Raw genomic sequence first — 18,569 nt, forward strand, 5'->3', positions numbered from 1 at the left:
CAAGGCCCGCGTAATATACTCGCTACGGCGGGTGCCCGAGCAAAAGCTGCAATTTGGCACAGTCCAAGTCGACTATGGCACTGTGGCGGTTTGGCGACCGTTCGACCCTGACGATACCGGATATGAAGCGGCGTGGAGGTCTATCCCTTGGCGGAATGTTTATCGCATTCACGTTCCTCGGCATCCTATCCCAGACCGACCGAAGTATGTCGAATATGCGATCGAGGAAATGGCATTGGGCGATGTGCGTGCAAAGCTACCGGTCGCTATGCTTGAGTTGAGCTACCATCTCAAAGAGCATCTTAAAACGCTCTGATCCGAGAAAACCGACGCGTCAGCGCCCTGCACCTAGCCGGTGTGGGGCGCTGCTATGATAGGCGTTTGGGCGTGCTAGCGGAGCCTGCTGCGCGGCTAGCATAGTGCTAGCATGGAAATGCTAGCAGCGTTCGGAAGCTGGCCCCATGTGGGGTAAGTTGCTGTATTTTCTAGGAAAGTTTGGTGGACGCACTTGGGCTCGAACCAAGGACCCGCTGATTAAGAGTCAGCTGCTCTACCAACTGAGCTATGCGTCCACACTGGCCTATAAGCGATCCGCCGGGGGATCGAACCTGCATCAGGCCGATGCAGGATTTGGTGGACGCACTTGGGCTCGAACCAAGGACCCGCTGATTAAGAGTCAGCTGCTCTACCAACTGAGCTATGCGTCCATCCCGTTGCCGGTCAGTCTTGGTGGCTGATCGCTTCGGTGTGGGCGGGCTGTTAGCAGGCACATTTGATTCTGCAAACAGTAAATTGCGTTATCGCACAATTTTTTCGCGAGAGGCCTGCTCAGGCCCAGTTGCCGATGCGCGTGGTGCGCCTGGTCGAGCGGTCGATCGACATGATGATGCCCACGCACAGCATGACGGTCAGCATCGACGAACCGCCATAGGACATGAAGGGCAGGGGGATGCCGACCACAGGGGCAAGGCCCATGACCATCATCAGGTTGATCGCCATGTAGAAGAAGATGGTGGTGGTGAGGCCCGCCGCGACCAGGCGCGCGAACTTGTCGGGCGTGCGCAGCGACACGCGGATGCCCCAGCGGAACAGCAGCATGAAGGCGCCGATCAGGAACACGCCGCCGGCCATGCCCCACTCCTCGGCCATGGTGGCGAAGACGAAGTCGGTATGGCCTTCGGGCAGATACTGGAGATGACTCTGCGTGCCCTGGAGGAAGCCCTTGCCCCAGATGCCGCCGGAGCCGATCGCGATCTTCGACTGGCTGATATGATAGCCCGCGCCCAGCGGATCGCTTTCCGGGTCCATGAAGATCAGGACGCGCTTCTTCTGATAGTCATGCAGGAAGCTGAAGGCGATCGGGATGATCGCGGCGACGGTGAGGCCGGAACCGATGAACAGGCGCAGCGGCAGGCCGGCCAGGAACATGACGGTGATGCCGCCCGCCAGGATCATCGTCGCAGTGCCCAGATCCGGCTGTACCAGCACCAGCGCCCAGGGAACGCCGATCAGCACCAACGCGGGCCAGATGGCGTTCCAGCGGCGGATTTCCCCCACTGGCAGCATCGCATAGAAGCGGGCGACCGCCAGCACGATGATCGGCTTCATGAATTCCGACGGCTGCAACTGCATGAAGCCCAGGTTGATCCAGCGCTGGCTGCCACCGGCAACGCCGCCGATCAGTTCCACCAGCACCAGCGACACCAGCACCGCGCCATAGGCGGGGAAGGCAAAGCGGGCGAACAGTTCCAGCGGTATGCGGCTCAGCACCAGCGCCATGACGGCGAAGATGACGAAGCGCACCCCCTGGTTGATTGCCCAGGGGGTGATGCTGCCACCCGCTGCGCTGTATAGCACCAGCGTCCCGAACAGGGCGATGGCGGCAAGCAGGCCCAGCACGCGCCAGGGAAATTCGGTGACGGACTGGGGTATGATGCTCATTACGGGTTTCCGGGGCCGGGGGGCGCGGGCAGGTCGTCGCCATCATCGGGCTCAGCCGATGACGGGGCCGGTGGTGGCGGGCTGGCGGTCGGCGCGGACGCATTGGCGGCCTCGCTGCCATTGGCGGCGGCGGCCGGTGGCGGCGCCTGTCCCTTCTCGATCGCCTTGGCCAGGCGGAAGGCGGCCATCTGCCGGGCCTGGCGTTCGGCCGGGGTGCCGCCCCAGCCCTTTTCCAGCGTCACCAGCTTCTCCATCGCCTTCTGCGGATCGAACAGATAGGACATGGTGTCGCTGGCGATCATCGGCGCATCCTCGTTGCGGATGGTGTGGCCGCCATGTTCGATGATGCAGGCGATCGCGTAGCGGGGATTGTCGAACGGCGCGAAGCCCTGGAACAGGGCGTGGTCGCGCAGCTTGAAGGGCAGGCCGGCATTGCCGCGCACGCCGCCGGCGCGCTCCGCCATGGTGATGCGACGCACCTGCGCGGTGCCGGTCTTGCCGGCGATCAGCACATTGGGGATGCTCATCCGCGCCGCGCCGCCGGTGCCGCCGCCATTGACCACCGCGCTCATCGCGTCGCGGATCGTCACCAGATGCTCCTCGGGCACGCCGACCAGCGCCGGCTCGGGCCGGGCCGCGCCATGCAGGAAATTGGGCATCAACTGCCGTCCGGTCGCCAGCCGCGCTGCCATCACCGCCATCTGCAGCGGGTTGATGAGCATATAGCCCTGGCCGATGGTCGCGTTGACGGTGTCGTACACCTGCCATTTCTGGTTATATTTCTTGAGCTTCCACGCCGGGTCCGGGACCGTGCCATAGCTCTGGCTGGGGAAGGGCAGGTCGAAGCGCTGGCCCATGCCGACGCGCCGGGCCATACTGGCGATGCGGTCCATGCCGATCCGCTGGGCCATCTGGTAGAAATAGATGTCGCAGCTCTGGGCGATCGCGCCGCGCATGTTGAGCGGGCCATGACCGCGCTTCTTGTGGCAGTGGAACAATGTGTTGCCGACGCGGATCGCGCCGCCGCAACTGACCGTCTCGGCCGGCGACACGCCCGCCTCCAGCAGCGCCAGCGCCACCATCGGCTTGACCGTCGATCCGGGCGGATACAGGCCTTGCAGCACCTTGTTGCGCAGCGGGACATGGTCGTCCTTCGACAGCATTTCCCATTCCAGATGGCTGATGCCGTCGGAAAAGCTGTTGGGATCGAAGCTGGGCATCGATGCGCAGGCCAGCACGTCGCCATTATGGCAGTCGATCACGACCACCGCGCCGCTCTGGGTGGCGAGGCGCCGGCCGGCATATTCCTGCAGGCCCGCGTCGATCGTCAGCTTGATCGGATTGCCGGGCGTGTCGGGTCGAGTGGTCAGTTCCCGCACGATCTTGCCGCGCGCGGTGACTTCCACCCGCTTGGCGCCGGGCTTGCCGGTCAGATGCTCGTCATAGGCGCGCTCCAGCCCGTCCTTGCCGACCTTGAAGCCCGGCGTGATGAGCAGCGGATCCTTGCGCTTCTTATAGTCTTCCGCGGTCGCTGCGCCGACATAGCCGAGCAGATGGCCGACCGTGGCGCCGGCGGGATAATGGCGCGAAAAGCCCTGGCTCGGCGCGACGCCGGGCAGGTCGGTCAGGCGGACGGAGACGGCAGCGAACTGGTCATAGGTCAGCTTGTCGGCGACCTGGACCGGACGGAAGCCGGCCGACTTGTCCAGTTCCTCCTTGATCCGCTCGACATCGTCGGGCTGGAGCGAGAGGAGTTGCGCAAGATGGCCCACCGTCGCTTCGGCATCGACGATCCGCTGCGGGATCAGGTCGACGCGGAAATCGGTGCGGTTATTGGCCAGCGGCCGGCCGTTGCGATCGACGATCCAGCCGCGCCGGGGCGGGATCAGCGTCAGGTTGACGCGATTGCTTTCCGACAGGAGCTGATATTTCTCGTTCTCGGCAATGCTGATCCAGCCCATGCGGCCGACCAGCAGCGCGCCGATCGCGCCTTGTAGCCCGCCGACCACCATGGCCCGGCGGCTGAAGGTGAAACTCTGGGTGGCTTCGGTGACGATCTTGCGCTTGGGCGTCGGGAATTTCATGCCATCACGCGCCAGCGGTCGATCCGGGCGCATTGCCGGACGACGAAGGGAAAGAGCAATATCGTCCAGAGCATTTGGGGCGCGACCAGCAACAGTTTCACAGGACCTCCGCCGGTAATTCGCGCGAAGAATACGCCGCCGGCCAGGCAGAAGATAATCGCCATGGTCGCGATTAACCAGTCCTGACGATAGCTGCGCCAGACGAGCCGATGCTCGATCGCGTCGATCCCGATCAGCATCACGGTCCACAGGAACATGGCCGAGCCGATCGGCTGGCCGCTCATCATGTCGTCGAACAGGCCGAGCGGCAGGCCGACCCAGGCGCGCCACAATTCCGGGCGCAGCAACCGCCAGGCCAGCAGGATCAGCAGGCCGAAGGGCGGCATCGCCGGCGACTGGGCGATGACGGGCAGGATCGTCAGCATCGACCCCAGCATCACGGTCACCACCGGCGTTCCCGCCAGGCGCCAGCGCGACGGATGGCGGCCCAGGCGGGGAACCGGCGGCAGATTGCGATCGATCATGGCGTCGCGGCGTTCCCGGCGGCCAGGCCATTGGGGTCGCTGGTCGCGGCCACGCCCGGATCGGGGCGGGTCACGATCTGCTCGAAGGCGCGCTCCACCACCACGGCATCGACCTTGGTCGGGTTGGCGAGCGGCACGCCATAGGCGATCTCGCCCTGGACGCGGACGACCACGGCGACCGGGATATTGGGCTGGAAGATGCCGCCAATGCCCGACGTCACCAGCAGGTCACCCGGCTTGAACGGATTGCGACCGGCCGCCAGCGCGCGGATCTCCAGCGATCCGTCGCCGCCGCCGGTGGAAATGGCGGGGACATTGTCGTTGGCGCGGCGCACCGGCACGATATTGCTCGTGTCGGTCAGCAGCAGCACTTCGGCGGTGTTGGGCGTGGTGGTATGGACGCGGCCGATCAGCCCCTCGGCCGCGCGCACCGGCATGCCCGGACGCACGCCCTGCCAGCTGCCGGCGTTGAGCCGGGCGAAGCGACGCGCGCTGCTGGCGGACGAACTGATGAGGCGCGCCGACAGCAGCGCGCTGCTGTCGACATCGACCAGCTTCAGCAGCTTCTTGAGCCGCGCATTTTCCTGCGCGATGCCCTTTGCCTCGATGATCCGGTTGCGATCGGCCTCGACCTGACGGCGCAAGCCGACATTCTGGGAACCGGCGCGCCAATAGGCGGCCAGAACCTCGTCGATCGAGCTGACGCCGCTCACAGTCCGCTTCATGCCGGTGGACAGGGGGCGGGTGATTTCCGCCGTCCCTGTCCGGATCGCGGCAAAGCCGGTCGGATCGAAGATGGCGACAACGATCAGCAGCAGCGCGATCGCTGCCCCGGCCATTGCCACCACATAGCTGGCGAAGAGGCTATATTGCGCCTTCCGGTTATGACCGGGGCGTCGGCTGGGTGGCCGCGCCATCGTCTATGTCCCCCGGATCAGGCAGTCTGCAACACGCCCCGGAAGATCGGATCCTCCATCGCGCGGCCGGTGCCGATCGCGACGCAGGTCAGCGGATCTTCCGCGATGGTGACCGGCAGGCCGGTCTCGTCGCGCAGTTCATCGTCCAGCCCCTTGAGCAGCGCGCCGCCGCCGGTCAGGACGATGCCCTGATCGACAATGTCGGCGGCCAGTTCGGGCGCGGTGTTTTCCAGGGCGATGCGCACGCCTTCGACGATCGTGCTGATCGGCTCGGCCAGTGCGTCGGCGATCTGGCCCTGGTTGATGCTGATTTCCTTGGGTACGCCGTTGACGAGGTCGCGACCCTTGATGTGGATCGTTTCGCCGACGCCGTCCTCGGGCGGCTGGGCAACGCCGAACTGCTTCTTGATGCGCTCGGCAGTGGCTTCGCCGATCAGCAGATTATGGTGGCGACGCACGAAGCTGACGATCGCCTCGTCCATCTTGTCGCCGCCGACGCGGACCGAGGTGGTGTAGGCGAGGCCGCGCAGTGACAGCACGGCGACTTCGGTGGTGCCACCGCCAATGTCGACGACCATCGAGCCGATCGGTTCGGTCACCGGCATGTCGGCACCGATCGCGGCGGCCATCGGTTCCTCGATCAGGAACACCTGGCTGGCGCCGGCATTGCTGGCGGCGTCGCGGATGGCGCGGCGCTCGACGCTGGTCGAACCCGACGGCACGCAGATCACGATCTCGGGCGCGCGCCAGGGGCTGTGCTTGCCGCCATGCACCTTGTTGATGAAATGCTTGATCATCTGCTCGGCCACGTCGATGTCGGCGATGACGCCGTCGCGCAGCGGGCGGATCGCCTCGATCGAATCCGGGGTCTTGCCCATCATCAGCTTGGCATCGTCGCCGACCGCCTTGACGCGCTTGACGCCGTTCAGCGTCTCGACCGCGACCACGGAAGGTTCATTGAGGACGATGCCGCGGCCACGGACATAGACCACGGTGTTGGCGGTACCCAGGTCGATGGCCATGTCCTGGGAGGAAAATTTGAAGAGGCGCGAGAAGATCGACATGCTTCATCCTGTTTCGCCCGGTTGCGCCGGGACGGCAGTGTTCGTGTCCGCGCTCCGTCCCGCCCAAATCTATGCTGGAATATTTTTGGGGTCGCGGCTCGCGGAAAGCGCTCGCTTGGGCTAGTCACTAATCAATGTCAATACGCCGTCTGCCCGAACATCTGGTCAATCGCATTGCCGCAGGCGAAGTGGTCGAAAGACCCGCCAGCGCGCTCAAGGAAATCGTCGAAAACGCGCTGGATGCCGGCGCGACGCGCATCGCCGTGCGCCTGTCGAGCGGCGGGCTCGACCGGATCGAGGTCAGCGATGACGGCTGTGGCATGGATTCGCAGGACATGGCCCTGGCGCTGGAGCGCCATGCCACGTCCAAGATGCCCGACGACGCGATCGAGAATGTCGCGACCCTGGGCTTCCGGGGCGAGGCGCTGCCCTCGATCGCCTCGGTCGCGCGCCTGTCGATCGACAGCCGGCCGCGTGGCGCCGATGGCTGGAACCGCACCGTCGACAATGGCGTGCTGGTGGCCGAAGGGCCGGCCGCACTGCCGCCGGGCACCCGCGTCACCGTCGACCAGCTCTTCGCCAGGGTGCCCGCGCGGCGCAAATTCCTGCGCTCGGCCAAGTCGGAATATGCTGCCTGCCTCGACGTCATGCGTCGCCTCGCCATGGCCCATCCGTCGGTCGCCTTCTCGGTCGAGCATGACGGCCGCCGCGTGCTGGGCGTGCAGGCGGGTGAGGCGCGGGAGGAGCGGGTCGCTGCGCTTACCGACCGGCAGCTTGCCGACAATCATGTGATCGTCAGCCTGGAGCGGGACGGGGTGCAGCTTTCCGGCGTTGCCTCGCTGCCGACCTACAATCGCGGCGTGGGCGATCATCAATATCTGTTCGTCAACGGCCGCCCGGTCCGCGACCGACTGCTGATCGGCGCGCTGCGCGGTGCCTATGCCGACATGCTGGCGCGCGATCGCCATCCGGTCGTCGCCCTGTTCCTCGACGTCCCGCCGCTGGAGGTGGACGTCAATGTCCACCCCGCCAAGACCGAGGTGCGTTTCCGCGACCCGGCGCTGATTCGCGGCATGATCGTCTCGGGCCTGCGCCGCGCCCTTGACGCAGAGGGCTTTCGCGCCGTCCAGCATGCCGATCCCGCCGCGCTCAACGCCTGGCGGCCCGAACCGCTGTCGCCCACGCCGATCGGCGCCATGCCGATCTTCGAGGCGGCGGCCACGCCCTATGCGCCGCCCAGCTACAGCCAGTTCGCGCCATCCTCGCCCGCTGGCTATCAGGGCGTCGGGGATCGGCGGCCGAATTTCCTGACCCCGCCGCCCCAGGCGCGGGCCGAACCCGCCGCTGCGCCCGCACCCGAAGGGCACAGCTTCCCGCTGGGCGTCGCCCGCGGTCAGGTTGCCCGCACCTATATCGTCGCCGAGGCCGAGGATGGGCTGGTCATCGTCGACCAGCATGCCGCGCACGAGCGGCTGACCCTGGAACGGATGCGCCGCGCGATGGAGGGGCAAGGCGTCGCGTCCCAGGCACTGCTGCTGCCCGAGGTGGTCGAACTGGACGAGCCGGCCTGCGACCGGCTGGAGGCGCGGGTTGCCGAACTCAAGGAATTCGGCCTGGAACTGGAGCGCTTCGGCCCCTCTGCCATGCTGGTGCGCGCCACCCCGGCGATGCTGGGGCAGGGCGATGTGCAGGGGCTGGTCTCCGACCTGGCCGACGATCTTGCCGCCTATGACAGCGCCTTGTCGCTCAAGGAGCGGCTCGATCTGGTCGCCGCAACCATGGCTTGCCACGGCTCGGTCCGTGCCGGCCGTATCCTCAGCGTCGCGGAAATGAACGCCCTGCTGCGCGAAATGGAAGTGACCCCGCGATCGGGCCAATGCAACCATGGCCGGCCCACCTGGGTGAAGCTCGGCCATGGCGATATCGAGAAACTGTTCGGGCGAAAGTGACGGCCTGGCGTCAGTGCCAGGCTGCCCCTAGTAACGCCAGCCATCCGCGCGCATCCGCCTGGTTTGCAGGCCTTGGCGCGCCATAGCCGCGGCATTCCAGGCAGTCGGCGCGCACGCCCGCGCCGCTCACCAGCCCGCGCACATCGGCGACGGCCTGCAGCGCCCAGCGCTGCTGCAGCTTCGCCTCGCGGCCGATCAGGTCGCGCGGGGCGCCCGCATCATCCTTCTCGCGGTCGGCGATCGACTGGATGAATTCGGCGAACTTGTCCGGCTGCTTCTCGATCCAGTAGGGCTTGGCCTTGGCCGGATCGATCTTGGCACGGCGCGCCGCTTCGGCAATCGCGTCGTTGAGGTCGCCGAACCGGTCGACCAGGCCGATCTGGCGGGCGGTGCCGCCGTCCCAGACGCGGCCCTGGGCGATGGTGTCGATCTGCGCCGGCGTCTTGTGCCGGGCCTGCGCAACCAGGCCTACGAAGCGGCGGTAGATATCCTCGACCCCCATCTGCATGATCTGGTCGAATTGCGGGGTGATGCCGCCGGCGATATCGGGCTGGCCGGACAAGGGCGTGGTGCGCACGCCGTCGGTGGTGATGCCCATCTTGGCCAGCGTGCCCTCGAAGCTCGGGATGATGCCGAACACGCCGATCGACCCGGTGATGGTATCGGGTTCGGCAAAGACGATGTCGGCCGGGGTCGAGACCCAATAGCCGCCGCTTGCCGCGACATTGCCCATCGACACGACGATCGGCAGGCCGCCGGACTTGGCCTCCATGATGGCGCGGCGGATCTTCTCCGACGCCTGCACCGATCCGCCCGGCGAATCGACGCGCACGACCAGGGCCTTCAAGTCCTTCTCGTCCAGTGCCTTGAGCAGCAGGTCGGAAATCGTGTCGCCCGCCGCGGTGCCGGGGCCGGCCTCGCCATCGACAATGTCGCCGGCCACGGTCAGCACGCCGATCTGCCCGTCATTGGCGGGCTTCCTGGCCTTCACATAGGCGGCATAGTCGATCGCGGCATAATCGGTTTCGTCCTTGTCGGACGGATCGCCCGCTACCTTGGCGACGCGCTCTTCAAAGGCTTCCTGATCGCCCAGATGATCGACCAGCCCGGCGGTCAACGCAGCCTTGGCCATGTCGCCGCCGGCAGCACTGGCGGCGGCGGCCGGATCGGCGGCATAGGCCGCGACCTTGGCCTTCGGGCGCGCCCTGGTCACGTCGTCCTGCCAGTTCTGCCACAGGGCGCCTGCCAGTTCCTGATTGGCCTGCTTGGCCGCGGGCGACTGGTCGGCGCGGATATAGGGTTCGACGAAGCTCTTGTAGGTGCCGACGCGATAGACATGGGTGTTGACGCCCAGCTTGTCGATCAGCCCCTTGTAATAGAGGCCGGAGCCGCCGCGTCCGGCGATGGCGACGCCGCCCATCGGATCGACCCAGGCTTCGCTGGCATGGGCGGCGAGCTGATAGCTGTCGTCGCTATAGAGGGTGGCAAAGGCGAAGACCGGCTTCTTGGCGGCGCGCACCGCGTCCAGCGCCTTGCCGACGCGGGCGATCGCGACCTGGCCGCCGCCGGTGAAATCGTCGAGGTCGAGCACGACCGCCTTCACCTTGTCGTCGGTGCGGGCGGCGTCGAGCGCGGTCAATATGTCGGACAGGCGATATTCCTTCGCCTGATCGCCCGAGCCCGACAGGATGGCGGTGGCGCTGACCTCCGCCGGCTGCTCGACGATCGAGCCATCCAGATCCAGCAGCAGCGCGCCGCTGCCGATCGGCTTGGCCGGCTTGGGCGAGAAGGACAGGGCGGCATAGAGCAGCCCGAAGAAGAGCAGGAGGAACAGGAGCACCAGTCCGTCCTTGATCGCGACCAGGATGCGCCACGCGCCCTTCACAAATGCCAAATCGCTGTTCCTTTTCCGTTGGTCGTCCCGAGCTATCGCATCGCCGGTTTGACTGCAATGTGGGCTTGTCCTGACCCGCGACAAGCTTGCGCCCATAATTTTGCCCGCTATGGCAGGCGCATCTTTCGCCCCTATCGTGCAGGAGACACGCCCGATGCCCACGCTCGTCCTCATCCGCCATGGTCAGTCGACCTGGAACCTGGAAAACCGCTTCACCGGCTGGTGGGATGTCGACGTGACGGAAAAGGGCGCGGAAGAGGCGCGCGCCGCTGGCCGGCTGATGAAGGAAAAGGGGCTGGATTTCGACCAGTGCTTCACCTCGCTCCAGACCCGCGCGATCAAGACGCTGAACCTGGCGCTGGAGGAAATGACCCGGCTGTGGCTGCCGGTCGAGAAGGACTGGCGCCTCAACGAGCGCCATTATGGCGGCCTGACCGGCCTCAACAAGGCCGAGACCGCGGCCAAGCATGGCGACGATCAGGTCAAGATCTGGCGCCGCAGCTTCGACATTCCGCCGCCGGTGCTGGAAGCGGGCAGCGAGTTCGACCTGTCGAAGGACCGCCGCTATGACGGCATCGCCATCCCCTCGACCGAGAGCCTGAAGGACACGATCGCCCGCGTGCTGCCCTATTGGGAAGGGCGCATCGCCCCCGAACTGCGCGCCGGCAAGCGCGTGCTGATCTCCGCCCATGGCAATTCGCTGCGCGCGCTGGTCAAGCATCTGTCGAACATTCCCGACGACGAGATTACCGAGCTGGAAATCCCGACCGGCCAGCCGATCGTCTATGAACTGGCCGACGATCTGACCGCGACCGATCGCTATTATCTGTCGGAACGGTAATTCGGCCCGGCCGATACGGAAAACCACATTGCCCCTTGGCGGCCCGGCCGCTAAGGGGCTTTGCTTTCCGGGCAGGCCGGTGGGCCGCCCCATCAGGGGAAGCGATTTATGAGCGGGGCAGTGGAAGTCGGCATCATCATGGGCTCGCGCTCCGACTGGGAGACGATGCGTCATGCCGCCGAGACGCTGGAAGCGCTGGGCGTCGCCCATGAGTGCAAGGTCGTGTCCGCCCATCGCACCCCGCAGCGCCTCTATGATTATGCCACCAGCGCAGCCGGCCGCGGCCTCAAGGTCATCATCGCCGGTGCCGGCGGGGCCGCCCATCTGCCCGGCATGGCCGCATCGATGACCCGCCTGCCGGTGCTGGGCGTGCCGGTGGAGTCCAAGGCCTTGAAGGGCATGGATTCGCTGCTGTCCATCGTCCAGATGCCCGGCGGCATCCCGGTCGGCACGCTGGCGATCGGCAAGCCCGGCGCGATCAATGCCGGCCTGTTCGCCGCGTCGATCCTGGCGACGCATGACGATGCGCTGGCGCAGCGGCTGGACGAATGGCGTGCGCGCCAGACCGACGCCGTCGCCGAAACCGTCGAGGACTGATCCCGATCATGACGACCATTGCCCCCGGCGCCACCATCGGCATCCTTGGCGGCGGCCAGCTCGGCCGGATGATCGCCATGGCCGCGGCCCAGCTTGGCTATCGCACCCATATCTACGCGCCCGAGGAAAGCGGTCCCGCCGCCGATGTCTCGCCGAGCTGGACCCAGGGTGCCTATGAGGATGCCGCCGCGCTCGCCGCCTTTGCCGAGGGCGTGGACGTCGTCACCTATGAGTTCGAGAATATCGATCCGTCGGCGGTCGAGGTGCTGGCGAGCCATGGGCTGGTCCGCCCCGGTGCCGGGGCGCTGCGCATCGCACAGGATCGTCTGGCCGAAAAGCGCTTCGTCGCCGATCTGGGCGGCCTGACCGCGCCGTTCGCGCCGGTCGGCAGCCTGGACGACCTGGAAACCGCGATCGAGACGATCGGCAGCCGCGCGATCCTCAAGACCTACCGCATGGGCTATGACGGCAAGGGCCAGGCCCGGATCAACGAGCCGGGCGACGCGGTCGGCGCCTGGAATGCGATCGGCCGCCAGCCTGCGATCCTCGAAGGCTTCGTGACCTTCGATCAGGAATATTCGGTGATCCTGGTGCGTGGCGCCGACGGCGCGGTGCGCTTCTGGGATTCAGCCGCCAACGTCCATGTCGACGGCATCCTCGCCACTTCGACCGTGCCGGCCGGATCGCTGATCGAGGGGCAGTTGCCTGCCGCCCGCGCGCTCGCCAAGCAGGTCGCCGATGCGCTCGACTATGTCGGCGTGCTGACGCTGGAATTCTTCGCCAGCGCCGACGGCCCGGTGTTCAACGAAATGGCGCCCCGCGTCCATAATAGCGGCCACTGGACGACCGAGGGTGCGCTCACCAGCCAGTTCGAGAACCATGTCCGCGCGATCTGTGGCTTGCCGCTCGGCGACACCGGCCTGGCCGCCCGGCAGGTCGAGATGCGCAACCTGATCGGCGACGATGCGGCGGAATGGCTGGCGATCCTGTCCGACCCGGAAAATCATCTCCACCTCTATGGCAAGCATGAGGCGCGTCCGGGCCGCAAGATGGGGCATGTGACGCGGTTGTCGCTTTAATCTATTTACCTCGTCATCCCCGCGAAGGCGGGGATCCATCTCGCGGGTTCGCCCCATTGGCTTGGTTCGGTGATGGATTCCCGCCTGCGCGGGAATGACGAGATTTTTTGGCGGAGGAAGCGCGATCATGAGCGAGCAGCCCGACATCATCCTGATCCTGGCCCGCGCCGATAATGGCGTGATCGGCCGGGATGGCGACCTGCCCTGGCGGTTGCCGGCCGACCTCAAACATTTCAAGGCGCTGACCGCTGGCCATCCGATGCTGATGGGGCGCAAGACGTTCGACAGCCTGCCCGGCCTGTTGCCCGGCCGTCGCCATATCGTGCTGACCCGCGATCCGGAATGGATGGGCGAGGGGGCGGAGGTCGCCCATGATGTCGATGCCGCGATCGCGCTGGCCGATGCGCCGGTGCTGATGGTGATCGGCGGCGCGGAAATCTATCGCCTGTTCCTCGACCATGCCGACCGGATCGAACTGACCGAGGTGCATGTTGACGCTGAAGGTGACACCCATATCGCCTATCCCGATCCGGCGGACTGGCGCGAAACGGCGCGCGCGGATCATCCCGCGCTGGACGGGCGCCCGGCCTACAGCTTCGTGACGTTCGGCCGTCGCCCGTAAATCTTCCGTCATTGCGAGCGTAGCGAAGCAATCCATGTGCGCCGGTGGATTGCTTCGCTACGCTCGCAATGACGACAGGGATGTGTGGACGTGATCGCCAATTGCCACGCCCTGTGTGTCACCCTATAGCCCCGGCCATGGAGCGGCTTACCAGCAATGCCCCGATCCCTGCGCATCTGCGCGGCGGCGTCATGGCGCTTGGCAATTTCGACGGCTTTCATGCCGGCCATCAGGCGGTGGTCGGCCGCGCGATCGCGCGTGCGCGGGCGGAGGGGCGGCCGGCGATCGTCGCCACCTTCGATCCGCATCCGATGCGCCTGTTCCAGCCCGATACGCCGCCCTTCCGCCTGACCACGCTGGACCAGCGTCAGGCGCTGTTCGCGGCCGCCGGGGCCGACGCGATGCTGGTGTTCGACTTTACCCGCGAACTCGCCGCGCTCGACCCGGCCGGCTATGTCCGCCTGCTGATGGAAGAGCTGGGCGTTGCCGCCGTCGTCACCGGCGAGGATTTCACCTTCGGCAAGGGCCGCAGCGGCACGATCGCCAGCTTCGGCGAACTGGGCCTGCCGGCCGAAGCGGTCGCGCCGGTCATGGACGGGGAGGGGGTTATCAGCTCCAGCCGCATCCGCGCCGCATTGCAGGCCGGTGATTGCGCCACCGCCACCCGCTTGCTGACGCGTCCCTTCACGATCCAGGGCATGGTCCAGCATGGCGACAAGCTGGGCCGCACCATCGGCTTCCCGACCGCCAATATCGACCTTGGCCCTTATCTGCGCCCGGCCTTCGGCATCTATGCCGTGCGCGGGCTGCTGGCCGATGGCCGGGTGCTGGACGGCGCCGCCAATCTCGGCATCCGCCCGACCTTCGATCCGCCCAAGCTGCTGCTGGAACCGCATTTCTTCGATTTCGCCGAAAGCCTGTACGACCAGAGCATCGAAGTGCAGTTGATCCACTATCTCCGGCCGGAGGCGAAATATGACGGCCTCGACCCGCTGATCGCGCAGATCGCACGTGACTGCGACGACGCACGGCAAATCCTTGCGGGAACGCCTTACCTCGCTTAATGCCCCCTGACCTCACCCGTTCGCGCTGAGTAGGGGCTGAGCCTGTCGAAGACCCGTATCGAAGCATTCAGCCTTCGATACGCCATTTCGACTTCGCTCAATGGCTACTCAGGACGAACGGATTTGCTTAATTTGCCGGACCCCATATGACCGACCAGCCCGATTATAAAAGCACCGTCTTCCTTCCCGTCACCGACTTTCCGATGAAGGCCGGCCTCGCGCAGAAGGAACCGGCGATTGCCGCGCGCTGGGCGGCGATGGACCTGTACGGCAAGCTGCGTGAGAAGCGCGCCGGCCGCGAACGCTTCATCCTGCATGACGGCCCGCCCTACGCCAATGGCGACATCCATATGGGCCATGCGATGAACAAGGTGCTGAAGGACATCATCGTCCGCAGCCAGTCGCTGCTCGGCAAGGATGCGCCCTATGTCCCCGGCTGGGACTGCCACGGCCTGCCGATCGAATGGAAGATCGAGGAGGAATATCGCAAGAAGAAGCTGAACAAGGACGAGGTGCCCGCGTCCGAATTCCGCGCCCAGTGTCGCGCCTATGCCGACAAGTGGGTGGACGTGCAGAAGGAGCAGTTCAAGCGCCTGGGCGTGATGGGCGACTGGGCCGACCCCTATCTGACCATGAAGTTCGACGCCGAGGCGACGATCGTCGGCGAGTTGCTGAAGTTCGCGGAAAGCGGCCAGCTCTATCGCGGCGCCAAGCCCGTCATGTGGTCCCCGGTCGAAAAGACCGCGCTGGCCGAGGCGGAAGTGGAATATGAGGACATCACGTCCACGCAGATCGACGTGGCGTTCGAGATCGTCGAAGCGCCGAATGCGCCCGAACTGGTCGGCGCCCATGCGGTGATCTGGACCACGACGCCCTGGACGATCCCGGTGAACCAGGCTTTGGCCTATGGGCCGGAGGTTGAGTATGTTGCGCACAAGGGGCGGCAGCAGCGTCTCGTAGATGTCACCCAACCGGCATCGCCCGAAAATCTAGAAACGGTCTGGGAAGGCACGGTTGTCATCGCCGCAGCACTTTTCGACGACTTCCGTGGCAAAACTGCCTTTGTGCCGGACGATATGTTCGCACCCCTTTGGGCTGGCAAAGGCTCGGACCTCGCCGGCGCCGTCGCGCGCCACCCGATGCACGCGCTCGGCGGCTTCTTCGCCAAGCCGCGTCCGTTCCTCGCGGGCGATTTCGTCACGACCGATGCGGGCACCGGCCTCGTCCATATGGCGCCCGACCATGGCGAGGACGACTTTGCCCTGTGCAAGGCGAACGGCCTGAACCCGGTCTTCGCGGTCGAGGGCGACGGGAAGTATCGCGCCGACTGGCTGTGGCTGGGCGGGCAGGGCTCGGTCATCAACCCCAAATTCGTCGGCAAGGATGGCCCGATCTGCACCGACCTGCGCGAAGCGGGCGCGCTGCTCGCCGCGTCGGACGATTTCAAGCACAGCTATCCGCATAGCTGGCGCTCCAAGGCGAAGATCATCTTCCGCTGCACTCCGCAATGGTTCATCCCGATGGACAAGCCGCAGGAGGGCGTGGTGGCCGATGTCGATGGCGGCGTGATGCCGACCCCGATCGTCACCGGCAACGGCCCGACCCTGCGCGAGATCGCGCTCGACGCGATCGAGCATACGCGCTGGGTGCCCGAGCGTTCGACCAACCGCATCCGTTCGATGGTGGAGGGGCGCCCCGACTGGGTGATCAGCCGCCAGCGCGCCTGGGGCGTGCCGATCGCGCTCTATGTTCATCGCAAGACTGGTGACTATCTTGTTGATCCGGCAGTCAATGCCCGCATCATCGACGCGTTCAAGGGCGCCGGTGCAGATGCCTGGTTCGGTGCCGATCATCAGGCGCTGCTCGGCCCCGATTATGACCTCAATGACTATGAGGTCGTGAACGACATTCTCGACGTCTGGTTCGACAGCGGCTCGACCCACAGTTTCGTGGTCGAGGGCCGCTATGGCGAGGGCACCCGCGCCGACCTCTATATCGAAGGGTCGGACCAGCATCGCGGCTGGTTCCAGTCGTCGCTGCTGGAAAGCTGCGGCACCCGTGGCCAGGCCCCCTACAAGGCGGTGCTGACCCATGGCTTCGCGCTCGACGGCTCGGGCAAGAAAATGTCCAAGAGCCTTGGCAATGTCGTCGATCCGCTCAAGATCATGGCCGAAAGCGGCGCCGACATCCTGCGCGTCTGGGTCGCCAGCACCGACTATTTCGATGACGTCCGCATCGGCAAGGAAGTGCTGGCCGGTTCGTCCGACGCCTATCGCAAGCTGCGCAACACCTTCCGCTACATGCTCGGCGCCCTGTCCGACTATGACGAGAGCGAGGCGGTCAGCTACGCCGAAATGCCGGAGCTGGAGCGCTATATGCTCCATCGTCTGGCCCAGCTTGACGCGGAACTGCGCGCCGTGGTGGACAAGGCGGCGAAGAGCGAGAACTGGCTGGAATTCAGCCGCTACACCCGCGCGATCTTCGACTTCGCGAACAGCGACCTCAGCGCCTTCTTCTTCGACATCCGCAAGGACTGCCTCTATTGCGATGCGAAGTCGGATCCCAAGCGCCGCGCCTATCGCACCTTGCTCGACACTTTGTTCCATGCGCTGGTCCGCTATGTCGCGCCGATCATCCCCTTCACCGCTGAGGAAGTATGGCAGAGCCGCTTCCCAAGTGACGAGGATAGCGTCCATTTTCTGGAATGGCCGGAAGTCGACCATCGCTGGATCGACAATCATCTGAACGACAAATGGGCGGAGCTGCGCGACCAGCGCGAGCAGGTCAATGAGGCGATCGAACCCTTCCGCCGCGAGAAGGTGATCCGCTCCAGCCTGGAGGCCGATGTCACCATGGGCGAAATGTTGCCCAGCGACGGTGTGAACTTCGCCGAAATCGCCATCGTCGCCCGGATCGAGATGGGCGTGGGCGACGGCATCATCGTCAAGCCCAGCGAGTGGCACAAATGCGGCCGCTGCTGGCGCCTGCTGCCCGAGGTCGAGGAAGACGGCACGCTGTGCAACCGCTGTGACGAGGTGTTGAAGGCATGAGTGCCATCAACCATCGCCCGCTGGGGCTGACGGTCGCGATCGTCACCCTCGCGCTCGACCAGCTGGTCAAATATACCGTCACCTATCCGCTCGCGCTGCAGAGCCGGGCGGATGCGGGGATCGAGATACTGCCCTTCTTCCGCCTGCGCTGGCTGGAAAATCGCGGCGTCTCGATGGGCTTCTTCCATGCCGACAATGACACGATGCGCTGGATGCTGGTCGGCATGACCATGTTGATTGCCGGCTTCGTGGGCGTGTGGATGTGGCGCGAAAAGGCGCGGTCTGACGTCGCGGCGCTCGGCCTGGTGCTGGGCGGCGCGATCGGCAATATCGTCGACCGGATGCGGCTGGGCTATGTTGTCGACTATGCCGACCTGCATTTCGGCGAATGGCGGCCCTTCCTGATTTTCAACCTGGCCGACGCGGCCATCACGTTCGGCGTGCTGATCCTGCTTGCGCGGGCGCTGCTGCTGCGCGAGAAGGGCGCAAAGACGGAGACCCTGAAGTAATGCGTAAACTGATCCTCGCCGCCGGCCTTGTTGCAACCCTGTCGGCGTGCGGCGGCGGCGGTAACGGCCTGCTCAACCGTGGCCGTCCCGACGAGTTCGCTGTGACGCGCCAGGCGCCGCTGGTCGTGCCGCCCGATTTCGCGCTGGTCCCGCCCGCGCCGGGCACCCCGGCTGCCGCCACGGTCGATTCGAGCCGCGCCGCACAGGAAGCGCTGTTCGGCGGTCCGGCCCCGCGCAGCGCATCGGAAAGCGCGGCGCTGAACTCGGCCGGCCGTGGCACGGCCGCCGCCGGTATCCGCTCGCAGGCGGGTGATCCGGGCACCGAAGTGGTCGACAAGGGCGCCACCACCCGCGACATCATCGCTGCGCCGGAAGGCGACGGCCAGGACGCCCGCGCCGCCACCGGCACGCAGACGACCCCGCCGCAGCAATAA

15 protein-coding genes and 2 tRNA genes are annotated in these 18,569 nt (G+C 65.9%); 9 read left to right on the forward strand and 8 right to left on the reverse strand.

Annotated elements, in window-relative coordinates; genetic code table 11:
• Positions 1-496 precede the first annotated feature (496 nt).
• The 7 genes from U0025_RS07325 to U0025_RS07355 all read right to left on the reverse strand — a co-directional run bounded on the left by U0025_RS07325 (position 497) and on the right by U0025_RS07355 (position 6,530).
• A tRNA-Lys gene (locus U0025_RS07325) sits at positions 497-572 on the reverse strand.
• Positions 573-631: 59 nt separating this feature from the next.
• Positions 632-707, reverse strand: a tRNA-Lys gene (locus U0025_RS07330).
• Between the two features lie 121 nt (positions 708-828).
• The gene (gene rodA, locus U0025_RS07335; protein WP_004212355.1) at positions 829-1,941 is read right to left on the reverse strand and encodes a rod shape-determining protein RodA; all 1,113 of its coding nucleotides are present in this window, start codon (positions 1,939-1,941) and stop codon (positions 829-831) included.
• A complete protein-coding gene (gene mrdA, locus U0025_RS07340; RefSeq protein WP_004212356.1) occupies positions 1,941-4,025 on the reverse strand; it encodes a penicillin-binding protein 2 in 2,085 nt (694 codons plus the stop codon). Before mrdA ends, rodA begins: the two co-directional genes overlap by 1 nt.
• The gene (mreD, locus tag U0025_RS07345; RefSeq protein ID WP_004212357.1) at positions 4,022-4,549 is read right to left on the reverse strand and encodes a rod shape-determining protein MreD; all 528 of its coding nucleotides are present in this window, start codon (positions 4,547-4,549) and stop codon (positions 4,022-4,024) included. The genes mrdA and mreD overlap by 4 nt, the downstream gene beginning before the upstream one ends.
• Complete coding sequence (gene mreC, locus U0025_RS07350; protein WP_004212358.1) at positions 4,546-5,466, reverse strand: rod shape-determining protein MreC; 921 nt, start codon at positions 5,464-5,466, stop codon at positions 4,546-4,548. The genes mreD and mreC overlap by 4 nt, the downstream gene beginning before the upstream one ends.
• A gap of 17 nt (positions 5,467-5,483) precedes the next feature.
• Positions 5,484-6,530 carry a rod shape-determining protein gene (locus U0025_RS07355; RefSeq protein ID WP_004212359.1) on the reverse strand — a complete coding sequence of 349 codons (1,047 nt, stop codon included), beginning with the start codon at positions 6,528-6,530 and terminating at the stop codon, positions 5,484-5,486.
• A gap of 134 nt (positions 6,531-6,664) precedes the next feature.
• On the opposite strand from U0025_RS07355, the gene mutL reads away from it, so the two are divergent.
• Positions 6,665-8,479, forward strand: a complete 1,815-nt coding sequence (gene mutL / locus U0025_RS07360; RefSeq protein WP_004212360.1) for a DNA mismatch repair endonuclease MutL — start codon at positions 6,665-6,667, stop codon at positions 8,477-8,479.
• 10 nt (positions 8,480-8,489) lie between these two features.
• On the opposite strand, the gene sppA is transcribed toward mutL, so the two are convergent.
• Positions 8,490-10,373, reverse strand: coding sequence for a signal peptide peptidase SppA (gene sppA / locus U0025_RS07365; RefSeq protein ID WP_004212362.1), 1,884 nt, complete (start codon positions 10,371-10,373; stop codon positions 8,490-8,492).
• Positions 10,374-10,527: 154 nt separating this feature from the next.
• Between sppA and gpmA the strand changes: the two genes are divergently transcribed.
• The 8 genes from gpmA (at position 10,528) to U0025_RS07405 (ending at position 18,569) form a co-directional block, all read left to right on the forward strand.
• Positions 10,528-11,214 carry a 2,3-diphosphoglycerate-dependent phosphoglycerate mutase gene (gene gpmA, locus U0025_RS07370; protein ID WP_004212364.1) on the forward strand — a complete coding sequence of 229 codons (687 nt, stop codon included), beginning with the start codon at positions 10,528-10,530 and terminating at the stop codon, positions 11,212-11,214.
• A 108-nt stretch (positions 11,215-11,322) separates the two neighbouring features.
• Positions 11,323-11,811 (forward strand): 5-(carboxyamino)imidazole ribonucleotide mutase, encoded by a 489-nt coding sequence (gene purE / locus U0025_RS07375; RefSeq protein ID WP_004212365.1) that lies wholly within the window; start codon positions 11,323-11,325, stop codon positions 11,809-11,811.
• A gap of 8 nt (positions 11,812-11,819) precedes the next feature.
• The gene (locus U0025_RS07380) at positions 11,820-12,890 is read left to right on the forward strand and encodes a 5-(carboxyamino)imidazole ribonucleotide synthase (protein WP_004212366.1); all 1,071 of its coding nucleotides are present in this window, start codon (positions 11,820-11,822) and stop codon (positions 12,888-12,890) included.
• A gap of 127 nt (positions 12,891-13,017) precedes the next feature.
• Positions 13,018-13,512, forward strand: a complete 495-nt coding sequence (locus tag U0025_RS07385; RefSeq protein ID WP_004212367.1) for a dihydrofolate reductase — start codon at positions 13,018-13,020, stop codon at positions 13,510-13,512.
• Between the two features lie 137 nt (positions 13,513-13,649).
• Positions 13,650-14,576 (forward strand): bifunctional riboflavin kinase/FAD synthetase, encoded by a 927-nt coding sequence (locus U0025_RS07390; RefSeq protein ID WP_004212368.1) that lies wholly within the window; start codon positions 13,650-13,652, stop codon positions 14,574-14,576.
• A gap of 146 nt (positions 14,577-14,722) precedes the next feature.
• Positions 14,723-17,626 (forward strand): isoleucine--tRNA ligase, encoded by a 2,904-nt coding sequence (gene ileS, locus U0025_RS07395; RefSeq protein WP_004212369.1) that lies wholly within the window; start codon positions 14,723-14,725, stop codon positions 17,624-17,626.
• The gene (gene lspA / locus U0025_RS07400; RefSeq protein ID WP_004212370.1) at positions 17,623-18,135 is read left to right on the forward strand and encodes a signal peptidase II; all 513 of its coding nucleotides are present in this window, start codon (positions 17,623-17,625) and stop codon (positions 18,133-18,135) included. The genes ileS and lspA overlap by 4 nt, the downstream gene beginning before the upstream one ends.
• Positions 18,135-18,569: a DUF3035 domain-containing protein gene (locus tag U0025_RS07405; RefSeq protein WP_004212371.1), complete on the forward strand. Its 435-nt coding sequence runs from the start codon at positions 18,135-18,137 to the stop codon at positions 18,567-18,569. Before lspA ends, U0025_RS07405 begins: the two co-directional genes overlap by 1 nt.

Origin of the sequence: Sphingobium yanoikuyae (assembly GCF_034424525.1) — a bacterium.
Classification (GTDB): domain Bacteria; phylum Pseudomonadota; class Alphaproteobacteria; order Sphingomonadales; family Sphingomonadaceae; genus Sphingobium; species Sphingobium yanoikuyae.

Coding starts and splice junctions, on each gene's coding strand:
- rodA (WP_004212355.1), bottom strand. CDS start 1,941: ATGAGCATCATACCCCAGTCCGTCACCGAATTTCCCTGGCGCGTGCTG.
- U0025_RS07390 (WP_004212368.1), top strand. CDS start 13,650: ATGGAGCGGCTTACCAGCAATGCCCCGATCCCTGCGCATCTGCGCGGC.
- purE (WP_004212365.1), top strand. CDS start 11,323: ATGAGCGGGGCAGTGGAAGTCGGCATCATCATGGGCTCGCGCTCCGAC.
- lspA (WP_004212370.1), top strand. CDS start 17,623: ATGAGTGCCATCAACCATCGCCCGCTGGGGCTGACGGTCGCGATCGTC.
- U0025_RS07385 (WP_004212367.1), top strand. CDS start 13,018: ATGAGCGAGCAGCCCGACATCATCCTGATCCTGGCCCGCGCCGATAAT.
- mreD (WP_004212357.1), bottom strand. CDS start 4,549: ATGATCGATCGCAATCTGCCGCCGGTTCCCCGCCTGGGCCGCCATCCG.
- mutL (WP_004212360.1), top strand. CDS start 6,665: ATGTCAATACGCCGTCTGCCCGAACATCTGGTCAATCGCATTGCCGCA.
- ileS (WP_004212369.1), top strand. CDS start 14,723: ATGACCGACCAGCCCGATTATAAAAGCACCGTCTTCCTTCCCGTCACC.
- mrdA (WP_004212356.1), bottom strand. CDS start 4,025: ATGAAATTCCCGACGCCCAAGCGCAAGATCGTCACCGAAGCCACCCAG.
- gpmA (WP_004212364.1), top strand. CDS start 10,528: ATGCCCACGCTCGTCCTCATCCGCCATGGTCAGTCGACCTGGAACCTG.
- U0025_RS07355 (WP_004212359.1), bottom strand. CDS start 6,530: ATGTCGATCTTCTCGCGCCTCTTCAAATTTTCCTCCCAGGACATGGCC.
- U0025_RS07405 (WP_004212371.1), top strand. CDS start 18,135: ATGCGTAAACTGATCCTCGCCGCCGGCCTTGTTGCAACCCTGTCGGCG.
- U0025_RS07380 (WP_004212366.1), top strand. CDS start 11,820: ATGACGACCATTGCCCCCGGCGCCACCATCGGCATCCTTGGCGGCGGC.
- mreC (WP_004212358.1), bottom strand. CDS start 5,466: ATGGCGCGGCCACCCAGCCGACGCCCCGGTCATAACCGGAAGGCGCAA.